The following is a 16,671-nucleotide window of genomic DNA, read 5'->3' as shown; positions in this document are numbered from 1 at the left end:
GTACGAGCACGCGGGACGCGCGCGCCACCAAGGGCAGGCTGACCTACCGGGCCAGGCTGACCTCAGCCACGCGAACGCCGGCCTCAGCCGCGCAGCGAGCGCACCAGGAGCGCCGTGCGCAGCGCGGCATCCGCAGCCTCCGCGCCCTTGTCCTCCTTCGAGCCCTCGAGCCCGGCGCGGTCGAGACCCTGCTTCTCGTCGTCGAGCGTCAGCACGCCGAATCCGACGGGCTTGCCCGCGTCGAGCGAGACCCGCGTCAGTCCGTCGGTCGTGGCTGCCGAGACGTACTCGAAGTGCGGGGTGCCCCCGCGGATGATCACGCCGAGTGCGACGACGGCATCCGCTCCACCCGCGAAGGCGGCTTGGGCGGCGAGGGCGAGTTCGAACGACCCCGGCACGCGCACGAGGCGGTAGTCGGCGTCCGCGTCATCGAGCACACGCTGGGCGCCGGCGATGAGGCCGTTCGTGATGACGTCGTGCCAGGTGCCGGCGACGATGACGACCTTCAGGCCTCGTCCGTCGATCTTCTCGGTCTTGGGTGCTCCTGCGCCGCTCATGCGTCGTCCTTCCGTCCGTCGGCGAGAGCTTCTGCGAGCTCCGCCTCACCGATGATGTGACCCATGCGGTCACGCTTGGTCTCAAGGTATTGATGGTTGTTCGGTCCGACGCCGACGATCAGCGGCACCTGCTCGACGACATCGAGTCCGAGGGTGCGCAGCTGATTCACCTTGTCCGTGTTGTTGGTCAACAGGCGAACCTTCGAGACGCCGAGATCGGCGAGGATGCCGGCCGCAGCCGCGTAGTCCCGTGCATCCGCGGGAAGCCCGAGTGCGAGATTCGCATCGACCGTGTCGAGCCCCTCCTCCTGCAGGCTGTAAGCACGGAGCTTGTTGATCAGGCCGATTCCGCGACCTTCATGGCCGCGCATGTAGATGACGATGCCGCCGTCCTGCTCGATCGCGTCGAGGGCGGCGTCGAGCTGCGGGCCGCATTCGCATTTGAGCGACCCGAAGGCCTCTCCGGTCAGGCACTCGGAGTGCACGCGCACGAGGGCGGTCTCGCCGGGCTCGCCCGACACGACGGCGATGTGATCGGTGCCGGTCACCCGGTCCTTATAGGCGAGGAACCGGAAGGTCCCGTGCGTGGTCGGCACGGTCGCGTCGGCCCGCAGGCTGACACGGCGACTGGCGCGTTCGGGCGACCAGCCGGTGGGGTCGACCTCGTTGAGGTGGGCGATGAGCTGCTCGATCGTGATGACCGGCACTCCGTCGCGTGCACCCAGCTCGATGAGTCCGGGCAGTCGCATCATGCTGCCGTCCTCTGCCACGACCTCGGCGATCGCGCCCACGGGCCGGAGCCCCGCGAGCTTCATCAGATCGACCGCGGCCTCGGTGTGGCCGCTGCGCTCGCGCACTCCGCCGTCGACGGCGCGCAGCGGCAGGACGTGACCGGGGCGGATGATGCTCGTCGCGGTCGAATCGGGATTCGCCAGGACGTTCAGCGTGTGCGCGCGGTCGTGCGCGCTGATTCCGGTGGTCACGCCTTCGGCCGCGTCGACGCTCACGGTGTAGGCGGTCGAACGGGCGTCCTCGGAGGCGGCCACCATGGGCTGCAGGTTGAGGTTGTCGGCGAGGTCGGCGGGCATCGGCGCGCAGATGAACCCCGACGACCAGCGGACCGTCCATGCCACCCATTCGGGCGTGGCGAGCTCGGCCGACATGATGACGTCGCCCTCGTTCTCGCGGTTCTCGTCGTCTGCGACGAGCACGGGGCGCCCCGCGCGAAGGGCCTCGAGGGCTTCGGTGATGGTGGAAAGGCTCATCGCAAGCCTCCTTCCGGTGCTGCCCGGAACGCCAGCAGGCGCTCGACGTGACGGGCGAGGATGTCGGTCTCGAGGTTGACGCGGTCGCCGACCGCGCGGGAGCCGAGGGTGGTGGCGGCGAGAGTCTCGGGGATGAGCGAGATCTCGAACCAGTGAGCGTCCGCGTCGACAGCGCTGACCGCGCTCACGGTGAGGGAGGTGCCGTCGACCGAGATGGAGCCCTTGTCGACCACGAGCGGCGCGAGGTCGTCGGGCAGCGAGATGCGCAGCACGCTCCACTGCTCGCCGGGTCGCACCTCGAGGACATCGCCGACGCCGTCGACATGTCCCTGCACGATGTGACCGCCGAGCCGCGCGCCGACCGGCATCGCCTTCTCGATGTTCACGCGGGTGCCGACGGATGCGCCGCCCAGAGCGGCCACGTCGAGGGTCTGCCTCATGACGTCGGCGTCGAAGGTGTCGCCGGTCGAGTCGACGACGGTGAGGCAGACTCCCGAGACCGCGATGGACTCGCCGTGCACGGCGTCGGAGACCGCCTTGGGGGCGCGAACCGTCAGCCGCCAGCCGTCTCCGGCGGGCGCGATCGCGGTGATCTCGCCGATCTCCTCGATGATTCCGGTGAACATCAGGCGGCTCCTTCTTCGGTGGTGAGCGCGGGATGAGCGATCGCGAGCAGGTCGGACCCGAGGGGCTGCCACTGGTCGATCGTCAGTCGTCGGGCGGCGTCGATGGATCCGACGCCGATGTCGGTCAGTGCCAGCCGGTCGCCGCCGAGCAGCACCGGCGCGATGTAGACGAGCACGCGATCGGCGAGCCCCGCGGCGACGAAGGCGCTCGCGAGCGTCGGGCCCCCCTCGATGAACACGCTCTGGATGCCGCGAGCGTGCAGGTCGGCGAGCACGGCATGCAGATCATGGGTGTTGTAGAAGAGCGGAGTCTGCGGATGCCGGCGGATCGCCGCATCGTCGGGGGTGATGCGCGAGCCGATCACGACCGGGACGGGCTGGTGTTCATGGAGCGCCTCGCCGTCGCGAGCCGTCAGCGAGGGATCGTCGGAGAGCAGAGTGCCTGTGCCGACGACGATCGCATCGGCCGCAGCGCGACGTCGATGGACGTCTGCGCGGGCTTCAGGTCCGGTGATCCACTGGCTGCTGCCGTCGGATGCCGCCGCGCGGCCGTCGAGGGACTGCGCCCACTTCACGGTGACGTGGGGGCGGCCGAGGCGCTGAGCGGTGAGCCAGCCGTCGATGATGCGGTGTGCGACATCGCTCTGTTCGCCCGCATCGACGCTGACGCCCGCCGAGCGGAGGCGGTCGGCCCCGCCGCCCGAGACGGCTCCCGGATCATCGAGGGCGTAGACGACACGCGAGACGCCGGCCTCGATCAGCGCGACGGCGCAGGGGCCGGTGCGACCGGTGTGGTTGCACGGTTCGAGGGTGACGACAGCGGTCGCCCCCTCGGCGGCGCCGGCGGAGAGTCGCGAGAGGGCATCGACCTCGGCGTGGGGCGTTCCGGCGCCGTGGTGCCAGCCTTCGGCGATGATCTCGCCGTCGGGGGAGAGGATGACGGCGCCGACCTGCGGGTTCACTCCGCGAGGGCCGAGCGTCGCGAGCTCGAGCGCACGGGTCATCGCCCGGCGTTCCGCCTCGTTCACTGCCATCCGTGGTCCTCTCTGAGGCTCCGGGGGATCTCCTCGAGGGAGACGTCGGCAGAACGCGCGCGCGGCGGCGCACCGTGCTGCCTCCCTTCCGGACTAGCGAGGCTGGGCCTCGCACCACCGTCGGTCCCGGAATTCCACCGGATCGGCATCTCGGAGAACCGAGACGCTCGCGGACTGTCACCGCCGGTTCGGATTCTCACCGACCCCGGAGCACGTTGATGCTCTGAGTGTACTCAACACATCCGGATGCATTTCATTCCGCGTCGAAGTGCTACTTGAGCAGCCGTGACAACCGGCGATCGGCGAGCGGTTTGCCACCGGTCTGGCACGTCGGGCAGTACTCCATCGAGCGATCTGCGAAGAAGACGCTGCGCACCGTGTCGCCGCACACGGGGCAGGCCTCGCCACGACGAGCATGCACCTGCATCCCACGGCGCTTGGCGTCTTTGAGGTCGGCCGGCGGCTTGCCCGAGGCCTCGGCGACCGCATCCGCGAGAGTCGTCTGCATGGCGGCATACAGGCGATCGACCTCGTCGTCGTCGAGCTTGTCGGCGATCGCGTACGGCGACATCCGCGCGGCGTGCAGGATCTCGTCGGAGTAGGCATTCCCGATTCCGGCGATCACGCCCTGATCGCGGAGCAGGCCCTTGATCTGCGTGCGCCGCCCCTGGAGCAGACCGCCGAAGACCTCCCGGGTGAACGACTCGTCGAGAGGGTCGGGCCCGAGCCGGGCGATCCCCGGGACGTCCTGCGGGTCGCGCACGACATACACGGCGAGCGACTTCTTGGTGCCGGCCTCGGTGAGGTCGAATCCGCTCTCGTCGTCGAGGCCGACACGGACGGCGATGGGCGACTTGCCGGGTTTGATCGGCGTCGTGGGCAGCGTCTCGTACCAGCGCAGCCAGCCCGCCTTGGCCAGGTGGAAGACGAGATGCAGGTCGTCGCCGCACGAGAGCACGACGAACTTTCCCCGTCGAGAGGCCGCAGTGATCTGCTGACCGTGCAGTGCGGAGTTCGGCGGGTCGTATGTCTTGAGCGCGGCGATCGCGCCCACGCTGGTTCGCACGATCGTCCGCCCCACCGCGCGCTGGGTGAGGAATGTGGTCAGGCCCTGTACTTCCGGCATCTCCGGCATGCGTTCATCCTGCCATCGGGGTCGGACACGCGACTAGAGCACCGGCCAGTCGACCGGTGTGCGGTCGTCGGATGCGAGGAGTCCGCCGAACCAGCCGTCGTCGCGGCCGCGCTCGCTCGTGAGCGCCTGGCGTGCGAATCCTTCGTAGCGGAACCCGAGCGCCCTCGCCGACCGTGCCGACGCGATGTTGCCCGCGACCGCCCGCCAGCCCAGCCGTGCGAGACCGAGCTCGTCGAAGCCCCAGTCGACGACGGCGCGCGCGGCCTCGACGAGGTAGCCGTTGCCGCGCGCGGCAGAGGTGACCCAGTATCCGAGCTCCGCGTGCCCGCCGGTGTGGTGCGGCGTGATGTGGTGCAACCCGATCGAGGCGACGAGCTCCTCGTCGCGATACGCGCACCAGATCGTCTGGCTCCCGTCGGCCCACCACTCGCCGATCAGGCGCACATAGTCCGCGGCGTGCTCTCGCGTGTAGGGGCTCGGCACGGTCGTCCACCGCGGGATCTCCGGATCCTGGCAGGCTGCGACGATCGCGTCGATGTCCGACTCGTCCGGCACATGCAGCGTGAGGCGGTCCGTGGTGAGGGTGACCGGTTCCATCCCGGAATCCTACGGGTCGGAGAACGCGTGTGCGCGCGGCTCCCGGTCCCGGTGTCGGCGGCCGCGACTAGGCTTGTCCGGTGACTGTTCCGGGGATTCTGCGCGCCTTGGAAGAGGCGTCTCTTTTTCGTGACGCCCTCGGCTGGGCGCAGACCGATGCCGATCTCGGCCTCGTCGACGGCCTCGACGCGCCGGCGCTCGCCGGCCTGCTCGAGAAGCGCCGCGCCGCAGGTCATCCCGCAGCGCTGCTGACCGTCGTCCCCACGGGGCGGCGCGCCGAGAGCCTCGCCGCGGCGCTCGGCGCCTACATCCCCGACGCCGAGGTCGTGACCTTCCCCGCGTGGGAGACACTGCCGCATGAGCGACTGAGTCCCAGCCCCGACACCGTCGGTCAGCGACTGCAGACCCTCCGTCGCGTCGCCGAGTGGTCGGGTGACCACCCCCTCGTCGTCGTCGCGTCGGTACGAGCAGCGCTCCAGCCCATCGCCGGCAACCTCGGCGAGATCGCTCCGCTCGAGCTGCGCGCCGGCACGCGCGGTCATGAGCTCGACCGCGTCGTCGAGCAGCTGGTCGAGCGCGCCTACTCGCGCGTCGACATGGTGTCGCGTCGCGGCGAGTTCGCCGTGCGCGGCGGCATCCTCGACGTCTTCCCCGCGATCTCGGAACACCCCTTCCGCGTCGAGTTCTTCGGCGATGAGGTCGACCAGATCCGCGCGTTCTCCGTCGCCGACCAGCGCTCGCTTCCGGGCGACGTCGACGGCGTCGATCTGCCTCCGAGCCGCGAGCTGCTGCTGACCCCCGATGTGCGCGATCGTGCGCGGGCGCTGATCGGCGGCTTCCCGGCGATCGCCGGCATGCTCGAGAAGATGGCAGAGGGCATTCCGGTCGAGGGAATGGAGTCGCTGCTCCCGGCGGTGTCCGGTCCGCTCAAGTCCCTGGCCGAGTATCTGCCCGAGGGCAGCGCGACCGCGGTCGTCGATCCCGAGCGCTCCAGCGCGCGGGCCATCACGCTGGGCGAGACGAACCGCGAGTTCCTCGATGCGGCCTGGAGCGCGGCGACGTCCGGCGCATCGGCTCCCATCGACCTCGGCGCCGGCGACTTCCTCACCATCGCCCGACTGCGCGAGGTCGTCCGCGACCGTGGCGGCGTGTGGTGGCGGCTGAGCCCGTTCGCGATGGGCGGCGAGGATGCCGAGACCATCGACGCCCAGGTCATCCCGTCGTTCCACGGCAACGTCGACGGCGCGATCTCGTTCGTCGACGCCAAGGTGGCCGAGGGGTGGCGCGTGGTGGTCATCGCCGCCGGTGCCGGACTCGTCGACCGCGCCCGCGACGTGCTCTCCGACCGCGGCATCGCCGCGCGCATCGTCTCCGAGCTCATCGAGGCGCCCGACACCGGCGTCGCGACGCTCGTCACAGGATCCGTCGAGGCCGGCTTCCAGATCGGCGAGGCGAAGCTCGCCGTCCTCACCGACAACGAGTTCTACGGCCGCACCATCGGCGGCGACCAGCGGGTCGTCAAGAAGCTCGCCTCGCGCCGCAAGAACGTCGTCGACCCGTTGCAGCTCAAACAGGGCGACTTCGTCGTGCACAACACCCACGGCATCGGCCGCTTCGTCGAGATGACGCAGCGCGAGGTCTCCACGGGGGGCCGCAATGCGACCAAGTCGGTGCGCGACTACCTCGTGCTCGAGTACGCGCCGTCGAAGCGCGGCTACCCGGGCGACAAGCTCTACGTGCCGACCGACCAGCTCGACCTGCTCTCGAAGTACGTCGGCGGCGAGGGCCCCACGCTCTCGAAGATGGGCGGCAGCGACTGGTCGCAGGCGAAGGGCAAGGCGCGCAAGGCCGTGCGCGACATCGCCGTCGAGCTCGTCAAGCTGTATTCGGCGCGGATGAGCGCCAAGGGGCATGCCTTCGGTCCGGACACGCCCTGGCAGCGCGAGCTCGAAGAGGCGTTCCCGTTCGCGGAGACCCTCGATCAGCTGCAGACCATCGACGAGATCAAGGCCGACATGGAGCGGCCGATCCCGATGGACCGCCTGCTCTCGGGCGATGTCGGGTTCGGCAAGACCGAGGTCGCCGTGCGTGCGGCGTTCAAGGCGATCCAGGACGGCAAACAGGTCGCGATGCTGGTGCCGACCACGCTTCTCGTGAAGCAGCATCTCGAGACCTTCACCGAGCGCTTCGCCGGATTCCCGGTCAAGGTGCGGCCGCTGTCCCGCTTCCAGACTGACAAGGAGGCTCGTCTCACGCTCGACGGCCTGCTCGACGGCACGGTCGACATGGTGATCGGCACGCATCGCATCCTCACCGACCAGGTCATGTTCAAGGACCTCGGTCTGATGATCATCGACGAGGAGCAGCGCTTCGGCGTCGAGCACAAGGACACCCTCAAGAAGATGAAGACCAACGTCGACATCCTCGCGATGAGTGCGACGCCGATCCCGCGCACGCTCGAGATGGCGGTCACCGGCATCCGCGAGATGTCGACGCTCGCCACCCCGCCGGAGGACCGGCATCCGATCCTCTCGTTCGTCGGCCCCCGCAGCGACAAGCAGATCGCGGCGGCGATCCGGCGCGAGATCCTGCGCGAGGGACAGGTGTTCTTCGTGCACAACCGTGTGCAGTCGATCCAGCGGGTCGCGGCACAGCTCGCCGAGCTCGTGCCCGAGTCGCGCATCGCGGTCGCACACGGTCAGATGGGCGAGCACGCGCTCGAGCAGGTCGTCGACGACTTCTGGGAGCGCAAGTTCGATGTGCTCGTCTCGACGACGATCATCGAGACCGGCCTCGACATCTCGAACGCGAACACGATCATCATCGACCGCGCCGACAAGTACGGACTCAGCCAGCTGCATCAGCTGCGCGGACGTGTCGGGCGAGGTCGCGAGCGTGCGTACGCCTACTTCCTCTACGACGAGATGAAGCCGCTGAGCGAGACGGCGGCTGACCGACTCCAGACGATCGCCGTGAACAACGACCTCGGCTCCGGCATGCAGGTCGCGCTCAAGGACCTCGAACTGCGCGGCGCGGGCAACCTGCTCGGCGGCGAGCAGGCCGGGCATATCGCCGGCGTCGGATTCGATCTCTATCTTCGGATGATCGGCGAGGCCGTCGCGACGTTCCGGGGCGAGGATGTCGAGTCGGGACAGGAGCTGCGACTCGAGCTGCCTCTGGACGCGCGCATTCCGGAGCACTACATCGACAGCGAGCGACTCCGTCTCGAGGCTTACCAGAAGCTCTCCGCCGCCTCGGCGGCCACGGCGAAGGACGACGCGATCGACCTCGTCATCGACGAGCTCACCGACCGCTACGGCACCCCGCCCGACGAGGTCGAGGGTCTGATCGCCGTCGCACGTCTGCGTCGGCGCGCGGCCAGAGCAGGACTCTCCGACGTGGTGGTCATGGGATCGAACCTGCGCATCGCGCCGGCGCGGCTCGAGGACTCGATCAAGGTGCGTCTGCAGCGGCTGTATCCCAAGGCGAAGCTGGTCGCCGGGGGTGAGGCCCTCGTCGTGCCCATGCCCACCGTGCCGGCCGCCGTGGGAGTCGGCCTCGAACCGCTGCAGGCGGCCGAGCTGCTCGAGTGGGTCGGGCAGCTGTTCACCGCGATCTTCCCCGAGCCCGTCTCGGCCGAGAAGACCGTCGACGCCTAGGCGCGGCGCAGCGACCTCGCGTGCGTCACAGCGAGAACCCGCCGTCCGTGGTCAGCACCTGACCCACCACCCAGGAGCCGGCGTCGGTGCACAGCCAGCCGATCAGCCGCGCCGGGTCGTCCGGTCGACCGACTCGGCCGAACGGCGTGCCGGCGATCCATTCGTCGACGCCGGAGAGATCGCGATCCGTGGTGTCCGCATCGAGGTAGCCCGTGTTCACGGGGCCCGGGTTGACGGTGTTCAGCACGATCCCGACGTCGAGCAGCTCCGCCGCCGTCGACCGCGTGATGCCCGCGAGCGCGGCCTTGCTCGTCGCATAGGAGATCTCTCCGCGCATCGCTCCGTGGCCCTGACCGGAGGTCATCCAGATGACGTGCGCCGTCGGCTTCTCGAACGGGCCGAGTGAGGGGATGCTGTCGCCCGGGCGGGCGACGGGGGTGTCCGCGCCGCCGAGCTCGACCCGGACTCGACGCGCCAGGCCCGCGGTGAGCAGCAGCGATGCGCGCGCGTTCGCCTGCCAGTGCGCGTCCAGCCGGTCGGCGGTCATGTCGAAGATCGTCCCGTCGCCTCCGCTCATCGCCTGATTGCAGACGACGATGTCGAGCCGTCCTGACAGCGAGGACGCCGCATCGAGCAGCGGTTCGATGCTGTCGGGGTCACGGAGATCCGCCTCGGCGTCGCCCATCACCGCTCCGGATGCGAGAGAGTCCCGGATGCCGGTGCGGACGGCGTCGAGATCGTCGCCGCCCCAGGGGTGGTCGAGATCATGCGGGCGGAAGTGATGGACGAACACGTTCGCGCCGAGGGAGGCGAGCGTCGTGGCGGTCGCGAATCCGATGCCGCGCCTGCGCGAGACGCCGGTCACGAGCGCGGTGCGTCCGAGCAGGGGAAGGTCGGCGGAGTGCATGAGGATGCCTTTCGATCGAGGATGCCGCGGCATGCCGAGGGGCGGCCGGAGGCGGGGGAGAGATCGAGTCACCTGCATTGCATGGGCGTCAGCGTAGCAGGACGCCGCCGTCGGCCTTCTCGTCCCGTGCGCTGCACCACTACGCTGGCGTCATGTTGTACGAGCACCTCGGGGCTCGGCCCCGGATCCATGACACCGCCGTCGTCGCTCCCACCGCCGTGATCTCCGGAGACGTGACGATCGGACCGGACTGCCAAGTGCTGCACGGCGCCGTGATCACCGCCGAGGGCGGGCCCATCACGCTCGGCGAGCACGTGATCGTGATGGAGAACGCGCTCATCAGGGCGACGGCCGCGAACGCCGTGCACATCGGCTCGCACACGCTCGTCGGAACCCTCGCGAGCATCGCGGGTGCGACCGTCGGCGAAGAGGTCTTCCTCGCGTCGGGCGCCCGGATCTTCAACGGCGCGCTGGTCGGGGACCGGTGCGAGGTGCGCGTGAACGCCATCGTGCACCGGCGGGCGGTGCTGCCGTCCGGCACCGTCGTGCCGATCGGCTGGGTCGCGGTCGGGGATCCCGTCCAGCTCCTCTCTCCCGACCGCGAGGAGGAGATCTCCGCGGCCCAGCCCGAGCTCGACTTCCCGGGGCACGTCTTCGGCGTGGACCGCGACACCCCCGACCTGATGGTTCAGCTGACCGAGCGGTACGGCAGTTCCCTGGCCCGGCATGCCGACGACGTGCGTCTCGATGCCGACGGCCACGCGGCGGGCCGAGGGTGAGTGACGGGGCAGGGCTCGTCCGACCGGACATCAGCACGGAGGACGCCGCGCTGATCGCTCGCGACTGCTACGGGGTCGACGCCCAGGCGAGCGAGCTCGGTAGCAACCAGGACCGGAACTTCGTCCTGATCGAGCCGGACGGATCACGCAGCGTGCTGCGCGTCGACAACCCGGTGTTCGGCGACGACGCGAGAGCCGCGCAGCATGCGGCGCTCGACGCCTACCGCGCAGCCGGCGTTCGTGTTCCCACCGTGCTCCCCGGGCTCGACGGTGAGCTCACCCAGCGCTGGCGAGGATTCGCGGTGCGGCGCAGCGAGTTCGCCGAGGGCGAGCCGATGGTCGACGCGGGCTATCTCGCTCCCGTCGTCCTGGGGGAGTTCGGCACGCTGGCTGCGGCATCCGTGAACGCGCTCGCAGGTCTCGTGCATCCGGGGCTCGACCGTGAGCAGATGTGGGACATGCGCGTCGCGTACGAGCAGATCATCGCGCTGGCCCCGGCAGTGACCGAGGCCGAACTGCGCGTGCGCGTGCGCACGGCAGCCGATGAGGCTCACGCCGCTGTCTCGACCGTCGCTGCCGGCCTGCCTGTGCAGCCGATCCATGGCGACCTGACCGACGACAACGTCACCGGAATGCGCGGTGCTGACTCGCGGCTGCATCCGCACACGGTGCTCGATCTGGGAGACCTGGGTCTCGGTTGGCGCGTCGCGGAACTGGCTGTCTGCGTCTCGTCGATGCTGCACCATGAGCCGGAGCGCCCGCTTCGCGCACTCGACACCGTCGCGGCGTTCCACGCCGATGCCCCGCTCACTCGCGACGAGGCGGTCGCGGTGTGGCCCCTCGTCGTGCTGAGAGCAGCGCTGCTCGTCGCGAGCGGCTGGCGTCAGCTCGCGATCGACGGGGACAACGACTACGCCCGCGAGAGGATCGAGGGGGAGCAGGCCATCTTCGACGCGGCGACCGCCGTTCCGCTCGCCGAGATGTCCGAGCACGTGCTCGCGCGGCTCGGGTTCGCGTCTCCGGAGTTCGAGATGTCGGATGCTGGGACTCCGGATGAGACTCCTGATGCGGGGACTCCTGATGCGGGGACTCCGGATGCAGGGACTCCGGGGACGCTCCCGACGTGCCTGACGCTCCCGACGTACCCGACGCTTCCCGCCGGGAACTGTCGATGCTGCTTCCCGATCTCGAGGGCCGAGTCCTCCTGGTCGATCCGGGCATCGAAGCCGAGGGGCTCGATGCAGGGCGCTGGTCGCATCCGGATGCCGAGGCGATTCTCGTGGCCGAGGCCCACGCGGCGGGTGCTCGCGCTGCCGTGGTTCCCTACGGCGTCTTCCGGCTCACCCGGACGACCGTCGACGCCGTGAGCGCGGCCGCCACCTGGCCGGTGGAGACGGAGGTGCATGTCGCCCCCGGTCCGTCGTCGCGACTGGTCGCGCCGACCGCGGGGGAGCTGAAGATCACCGACGACGGGGTGCACATCGAGCTCGACGGCGGGTGGAGGCTCGCGCTCCGTGGCACCGACATCGAGCCGAATCGCAGCGGGAGAGTCGAGAGGGGCGAGAGCATCGGCAGGCTCGCCGCATCCTTCGAGAACCGCACGATGGTCATCGGGCTGACGCGAGGGGATGCTCCGCCGCTCCGCTCCCCGCTGCCGAATCCGCCGATCGCCGCGCGGCTCGTCACCCCGGAACGCGTCGTGGCCTGGCGTCGCTTCACCGCGGACCCCGCTCCGCTGCTGGGCCTCCGGTCCGCCGCGCAGCGCGACGAGGCCGGTCAGGAGCTCGAGCGCCGCGAGCGCATCTTCGCGGCCGCACAGGAGCGCTATTACGAGCACCCGCCGCAGATCGAGCGAGGCTGGCGGCACCACCTCGTCGACACGACCGGTCGCAGCTACATCGACATGGTGAACAACGTCGCCGGGCTCGGCCACGGCCACCCGCGAGTCGCGGCGGCGGCGAACCGCCAGCTGAAGACGCTCGCCACGAACTCCAGGTTCCTGTTCCGCGGCCTCGCCGAGTACAGCGAGCGACTCATCGCGCTGATGCCCGAGGGGAGCGGCCTCGACACCGTACTGCTCGTGAACAGCGGATCGGAGGCGGTGGACCTCGGCATCCGTCTCGCGCAGGCGGCCACCGGCCGACAAACCGTCGTCGCGCTGCGAGAGGCCTATCACGGGTGGACGATGGCGAGCGATGCGGTCACCACCAGCGCCTATGACAATCCTGATGCGCTCGCGACGCGTCCCGACTGGGTGCACGTCGCCGATGTGCCCAACTCGTTCCGCGGCACGCACCGCGGCCAGGACTCGGCGGACCGGTACCTCGCCGACCTCGCCGCCGACCTCGACCGACTCAGCGTCGAGGGCCGGGATCCGGCCGGGTTCGTGTGCGAGTCCGTGCTCGGCAACGCGGGCGGGGTGGTCCTTCCCGACGGATATCTGACCGCTGCGTACGACCTCGTACGTTCACACGGTGGCCTGTGCATCGCCGACGAGGTGCAGGTGGGCTTCGGGCGCATGGGATCCACGTTCTGGGGATTCGAGCAGTCCGGAGTGATCCCCGACATCGTCACGATCGCGAAGCCGATGGGCAACGGCTTCCCGATCGGCGGCGTGATCACCTCGAAGAGGATCGCCGACGCGCTGAGCGAGCAGGGCCAGTTCTTCTCCTCGGGCGGTGGCAGCACGCTCAGCAGCAGCGTCGGCCTCGCGGTCCTCGATGCCATGGTCGAGGACGACCTGCAGCGCAATGCGCTCGACGTCGGTCGGCATCTGGCGGAGTCGCTCCGTGGACTCGCGCTACGGCATCCGATCGTCGGGCCTGTGCACGGGCAGGGGCTGTATCTCGGGGTCGAGCTCGTGCGCGACCCCGAGACCCTGCACCCGGCGGCGGCCGAGGCGGCCGCGATCTGCGAGAGGCTTCGCGAGCTCGGCGTGATCGTGCTCACCACCTCGGAGCGCTCGAACGTGCTGAAGATCAAACCCCCGCTCTGTCTGTCGGTCGAGAGCGCCGACCATGTCGTCGCGATGCTCGACCGCGTGCTCACCGAGGGCTGGTGATCGAGCGGGGTCTTCGAATCGAGTCGGTTCTCGGCATGTTAAATGCGTATTTCGAATCAGATCCGCTCTTCCGCTGACGAATCTCCGGGGTACATACTGAGCGTCAGTGTCGGACCGCCCGAAGTCCGGCCCATGCGCTGTTCCCGAAGGAGTACTCATGGTCACGCCCATCAAGACGAAGCCGCTCGCGCAGGGCGGAGGAACCCTCCGCCGCAATCTCGGCCTCTGGGCGATCGTCGGTCTCGGACTCGGCTATATGACACCGACCGTCGTCTTCGACACGTTCGGCATGGTGGCTCGCGACACCGACAACGTCGTCCCCGCGGCCTACCTCGTCGCCCTCGTCGTGATGGTGTTCACCGCCATCAGCTACGGCAAGATCTCCCGCGCCATCCCGAGCGCCGGGTCTGCGTACACGTACGTCCGCGAGTCGATCCACCCGAACCTCGGGTTCATGGTCGGCTGGACCTCGCTCATCGACTATGTGCTGCTCCCGATGGTCAACTGCCTCATCATCCGCAGCTACCTCGAAGCGCTCTTCCCCGACATCCCCGGCTGGATCTGGGTCGTGCTGTACTGCATCCTCGTCACGAGCATCATCTACATGACGATGCGCGGCACCTCGAACATGAACATGATCCTGCTCGTGTTCTCGATCGTCGTGATGGTCGTGTTCGTCGTCATGGTCGTCGCGCAGCTGATGCGCGGCGAAGGAGCGGGCACGATCGCATCGGCCGCGCCCTTCATCCACGACGGTGCGACGATCGGCGCGGTGCTCATGGGCGCGACGATCGTCTGCTTCTCGTTCATCGGGTTCGACGCCGTGACGATGTACGCCGAGGAGGCGAAGGATCCGAAGACGATGCCCAAGGCGATCCTGCTGACCGTGCTGCTCGGCGGCGCGATCTTCCTCGTCGCCGCGTACGTCACGCAGCTGCGCTTCCCCGACTGGAACGAGTTCGCACCCGGCGGCGACATGCAGTACGTCGAGGATTCGACGCTGCCGATCATCGGAAACCTCGTCGGGGGCAACGTGCTCATGGCCGTGCTGACCGCCGCCGGCTTCTGCGCCACGCTCGCCTCGGGTCTCGCCTCGCACGCATCCGTCTCGCGGATGCTGCTCGTGATGGGTCGCAACAACGTCCTTCCGCAGAAGGCCTTCGGCTACATCAACCCGCGCACCCACACGCCCACCTTCAACATCGTGCTGGTCGGCGCGATCTCGCTGCTCGCGATCCCGTTCACCCTCGAGCTGATCGCGGCGTGGATCAACTACGGCGCCCTGATCGCGTTCACCTTCGTCAACATCTCGGTGATCGCCTGGTTCGCCGTGCGCAAGGGGCGGCGCCACACACCGCGCGACATCTTCTCGTACATCGTGATGCCGGGCATCGGCATGCTCCTCACGGGTCTGCTGTGGGTGAACCTGCACTCCGACGCCCTGACAGGGGGACTCATCTGGACCGCTCTCGGCCTGATCTACCTCGCCGTGATCACGAAGGGGTTCCGCAAGAAGGTGGTCGCGTTCGATGAGAACCAGGCGGTGACCGGGTTCAACAAGGTTGTGAAGGTGCCGGTCGACGAGAACTGAGCACCTCAGGCGTCGAGAACGCGCAAGAGCCGCCTGCCCGGGAGGGAGGCGGCTCTTGTGTCGTGCGCAGTGGGTGCGACTCCGGTCAGATCACGCCCTGCGCGAGCATCGCGCCCGCAACGCGCTCGAAGCCCGCGATGTTCGCCCCGGCGACATAGTCGCCGGCCACGTCGTAGCGCTCCGCGGCGTCGAACGCGGCGTGGTGGATGTCCGCCATGATCTCGCGCAGCTTGTTCTCGCTCGCGTCGAAGCTCCACCGCTGGCGAGACGCGTTCTGGCTCATCTCGAGAGCGGAGGTGGCGACGCCTCCCGCGTTCGCGGCCTTGCCCGGCGCGAAGAGGACTCCGGCGCTCTGGAACGCATCGACGGCAGCGGGGACGCAGGGCATGTTCGCGCCCTCCGAGACCGCTCGCACGCCGTTGGCGATCAGTGTCTCGGCGGCGTGGAGGTCGAGTTCGTTCTGGGTCGCCGACGGCACGGCGATGTCGACCGGGACCTCCCAGACGCTGCCGCCCTCGATGAATCGGGCGCCGGGGCGACGGTGGGCGTACTCGACGATGCGCGCGCGCTCGACCTCCTTGATCTGGCGCAGCAGGTCGACGTCGATGCCGGCGTCGTCGACGACGTACCCCGACGAGTCGGATGCCGTGACGGCGGTCGCGCCGAGCTGGGATGCCTTCTGGATCGCGTAGATCGCGACGTTGCCCGAGCCCGAGACGCCGACGCGCTTGCCGTCGAGCGAGTCGCTGTGCACGCCGAGCATCTCCTGTGCGAAGAACACCGCGCCGTAGCCGGTCGCCTCGGTGCGCACCTCTGCGCCACCCCAGCCGGTGCCCTTGCCGGTGAACATGCCGGACTCGTGGCGGTTGGTGATCTTGCGGTACTGGCCGAACAGGTAGCCGATCTCGCGACCGCCGACGCCGATGTCGCCGGCGGGGACGTCGGTGTGCTCGCCGAGGTGACGGTAGAGCTCGTTCATGAACGACTGGCAGAAGCGCATGATCTCGGCATCCGACCTCCCGTGCGGGTCGAAGTCGGATCCGCCCTTGCCGCCGCCGATGCCCTGGCCGGTCAGTGCGTTCTTGAAGATCTGCTCGAACCCGAGGAACTTGATGATCGACAGGTTGACCGACGGGTGGAAGCGCAGGCCGCCCTTGTACGGTCCGAGCACCGAGGAGAACTGGATGCGGTAGCCGCGGTTGACCTGCAGACGACCGGCATCGTCGACCCACGGCACGCGGAACAGGATCTGCCGCTCCGGCTCCACGAGACGCTCGAGGATGCCGCCGTAGACGTACTGCGGGTTGCGCGCGAGCACCGGTGCGATCGAGTTCAGCACCTCGTGCACGGCCTGCTGGAACTCGGGCTCGTGCGGGCTGCGGGCGAGCACCGTGTCGAAGACGGGCTGCACGTCGTCGGCGAGCGGATGGAAGTCGACGGAAGACGGAGAGGTCACGCGA

13 protein-coding genes and 1 riboswitch are annotated in these 16,671 nt (G+C 69.1%); of the genes, 5 read left to right on the top strand and 8 right to left on the bottom strand.

Translation table 11 applies throughout. The features are described 5' to 3' along the window. Positions 1–83 precede the first annotated feature (83 nt). From ribH to ACZZZF_RS06325, 6 genes are all read right to left on the bottom strand, one after another. A complete protein-coding gene (gene ribH, locus ACZZZF_RS06350) occupies positions 84–557 on the bottom strand; it encodes a 6,7-dimethyl-8-ribityllumazine synthase (RefSeq protein ID WP_053095484.1) in 474 nt (157 codons plus the stop codon). Continuing rightward, positions 554–1,822, bottom strand: coding sequence for a bifunctional 3,4-dihydroxy-2-butanone-4-phosphate synthase/GTP cyclohydrolase II (locus ACZZZF_RS06345; protein ID WP_053095485.1), 1,269 nt, complete (start codon positions 1,820–1,822; stop codon positions 554–556). Before ACZZZF_RS06345 ends, ribH begins: the two co-directional genes overlap by 4 nt. Next, entirely contained in the window at positions 1,819–2,448 is a 630-nt protein-coding gene (locus ACZZZF_RS06340) for a riboflavin synthase (RefSeq protein WP_463497577.1), read from the bottom strand. Before ACZZZF_RS06340 ends, ACZZZF_RS06345 begins: the two co-directional genes overlap by 4 nt. Continuing rightward, on the bottom strand, positions 2,448–3,482 hold the full coding sequence (ribD, locus tag ACZZZF_RS06335; RefSeq protein WP_463497574.1) for a bifunctional diaminohydroxyphosphoribosylaminopyrimidine deaminase/5-amino-6-(5-phosphoribosylamino)uracil reductase RibD: 1,035 nt from the start codon (positions 3,480–3,482) through the stop codon (positions 2,448–2,450). The genes ACZZZF_RS06340 and ribD overlap by 1 nt, the downstream gene beginning before the upstream one ends. 71 nt (positions 3,483–3,553) lie before the next feature. After that, positions 3,554–3,699: riboswitch (FMN riboswitch) on the bottom strand. A 54-nt stretch (positions 3,700–3,753) separates the two neighbouring features. Continuing rightward, a complete protein-coding gene (locus ACZZZF_RS06330; protein ID WP_056277894.1) occupies positions 3,754–4,617 on the bottom strand; it encodes an Fpg/Nei family DNA glycosylase in 864 nt (287 codons plus the stop codon). A gap of 33 nt (positions 4,618–4,650) precedes the next feature. Further along, entirely contained in the window at positions 4,651–5,214 is a 564-nt protein-coding gene (locus tag ACZZZF_RS06325; protein ID WP_463497571.1) for a GNAT family N-acetyltransferase, read from the bottom strand. An 80-nt stretch (positions 5,215–5,294) separates the two neighbouring features. Between ACZZZF_RS06325 and mfd the strand changes: the two genes are divergently transcribed. Beyond that, positions 5,295–8,873, top strand: coding sequence for a transcription-repair coupling factor (gene mfd, locus ACZZZF_RS06320; protein ID WP_463497568.1), 3,579 nt, complete (start codon positions 5,295–5,297; stop codon positions 8,871–8,873). A 25-nt stretch (positions 8,874–8,898) separates the two neighbouring features. Here mfd and ACZZZF_RS06315 read toward each other — a convergent pair whose 3' ends face one another. Next, complete coding sequence (locus ACZZZF_RS06315) at positions 8,899–9,780, bottom strand: SDR family oxidoreductase (RefSeq protein ID WP_053095491.1); 882 nt, start codon at positions 9,778–9,780, stop codon at positions 8,899–8,901. A gap of 152 nt (positions 9,781–9,932) precedes the next feature. Between ACZZZF_RS06315 and ACZZZF_RS06310 the strand changes: the two genes are divergently transcribed. The 4 genes from ACZZZF_RS06310 (at position 9,933) to ACZZZF_RS06295 (ending at position 15,211) form a co-directional block, all read left to right on the top strand. Continuing rightward, positions 9,933–10,559 (top strand): gamma carbonic anhydrase family protein, encoded by a 627-nt coding sequence (locus ACZZZF_RS06310; protein WP_072590958.1) that lies wholly within the window; start codon positions 9,933–9,935, stop codon positions 10,557–10,559. Next, positions 10,556–11,926 (top strand): phosphotransferase, encoded by a 1,371-nt coding sequence (locus ACZZZF_RS06305; protein WP_463497565.1) that lies wholly within the window; start codon positions 10,556–10,558, stop codon positions 11,924–11,926. Before ACZZZF_RS06310 ends, ACZZZF_RS06305 begins: the two co-directional genes overlap by 4 nt. 236 nt (positions 11,927–12,162) lie before the next feature. Then, positions 12,163–13,620: an aminotransferase class III-fold pyridoxal phosphate-dependent enzyme gene (locus tag ACZZZF_RS06300; protein ID WP_463499925.1), complete on the top strand. Its 1,458-nt coding sequence runs from the start codon at positions 12,163–12,165 to the stop codon at positions 13,618–13,620. A 157-nt stretch (positions 13,621–13,777) separates the two neighbouring features. Then, positions 13,778–15,211 carry an APC family permease gene (locus ACZZZF_RS06295; RefSeq protein ID WP_082297762.1) on the top strand — a complete coding sequence of 478 codons (1,434 nt, stop codon included), beginning with the start codon at positions 13,778–13,780 and terminating at the stop codon, positions 15,209–15,211. Between the two features lie 85 nt (positions 15,212–15,296). Here the strand turns inward: ACZZZF_RS06295 and gdhA are convergent, their stop codons facing one another. Further along, positions 15,297–16,667: an NADP-specific glutamate dehydrogenase gene (gdhA, locus tag ACZZZF_RS06290; protein ID WP_463497563.1), complete on the bottom strand. Its 1,371-nt coding sequence runs from the start codon at positions 16,665–16,667 to the stop codon at positions 15,297–15,299. Positions 16,668–16,671 lie beyond the last annotated feature (4 nt).

Source organism: Microbacterium sp. AC215 (assembly GCF_979258645.1).
This window is presented reverse-complemented; position numbering and strand designations above follow the sequence as displayed.

Bases quoted from the DNA above. Each gene is read 5' to 3' on its own strand.
- ribH (WP_053095484.1), bottom strand. From the start codon at position 557: ATGAGCGGCGCAGGAGCACCCAAGACCGAGAAGATCGACGGACGAGGC.
- ACZZZF_RS06325 (WP_463497571.1), bottom strand. From the start codon at position 5,214: ATGGAACCGGTCACCCTCACCACGGACCGCCTCACGCTGCATGTGCCG.
- ribD (WP_463497574.1), bottom strand. From the start codon at position 3,482: ATGGCAGTGAACGAGGCGGAACGCCGGGCGATGACCCGTGCGCTCGAG.
- ACZZZF_RS06340 (WP_463497577.1), bottom strand. From the start codon at position 2,448: ATGTTCACCGGAATCATCGAGGAGATCGGCGAGATCACCGCGATCGCG.
- ACZZZF_RS06330 (WP_056277894.1), bottom strand. From the start codon at position 4,617: ATGCCGGAGATGCCGGAAGTACAGGGCCTGACCACATTCCTCACCCAG.
- ACZZZF_RS06345 (WP_053095485.1), bottom strand. From the start codon at position 1,822: ATGAGCCTTTCCACCATCACCGAAGCCCTCGAGGCCCTTCGCGCGGGG.
- ACZZZF_RS06295 (WP_082297762.1), top strand. From the start codon at position 13,778: ATGGTCACGCCCATCAAGACGAAGCCGCTCGCGCAGGGCGGAGGAACC.
- ACZZZF_RS06300 (WP_463499925.1), top strand. From the start codon at position 12,163: ATGGTCATCGGGCTGACGCGAGGGGATGCTCCGCCGCTCCGCTCCCCG.
- ACZZZF_RS06315 (WP_053095491.1), bottom strand. From the start codon at position 9,780: ATGCACTCCGCCGACCTTCCCCTGCTCGGACGCACCGCGCTCGTGACC.
- ACZZZF_RS06310 (WP_072590958.1), top strand. From the start codon at position 9,933: ATGTTGTACGAGCACCTCGGGGCTCGGCCCCGGATCCATGACACCGCC.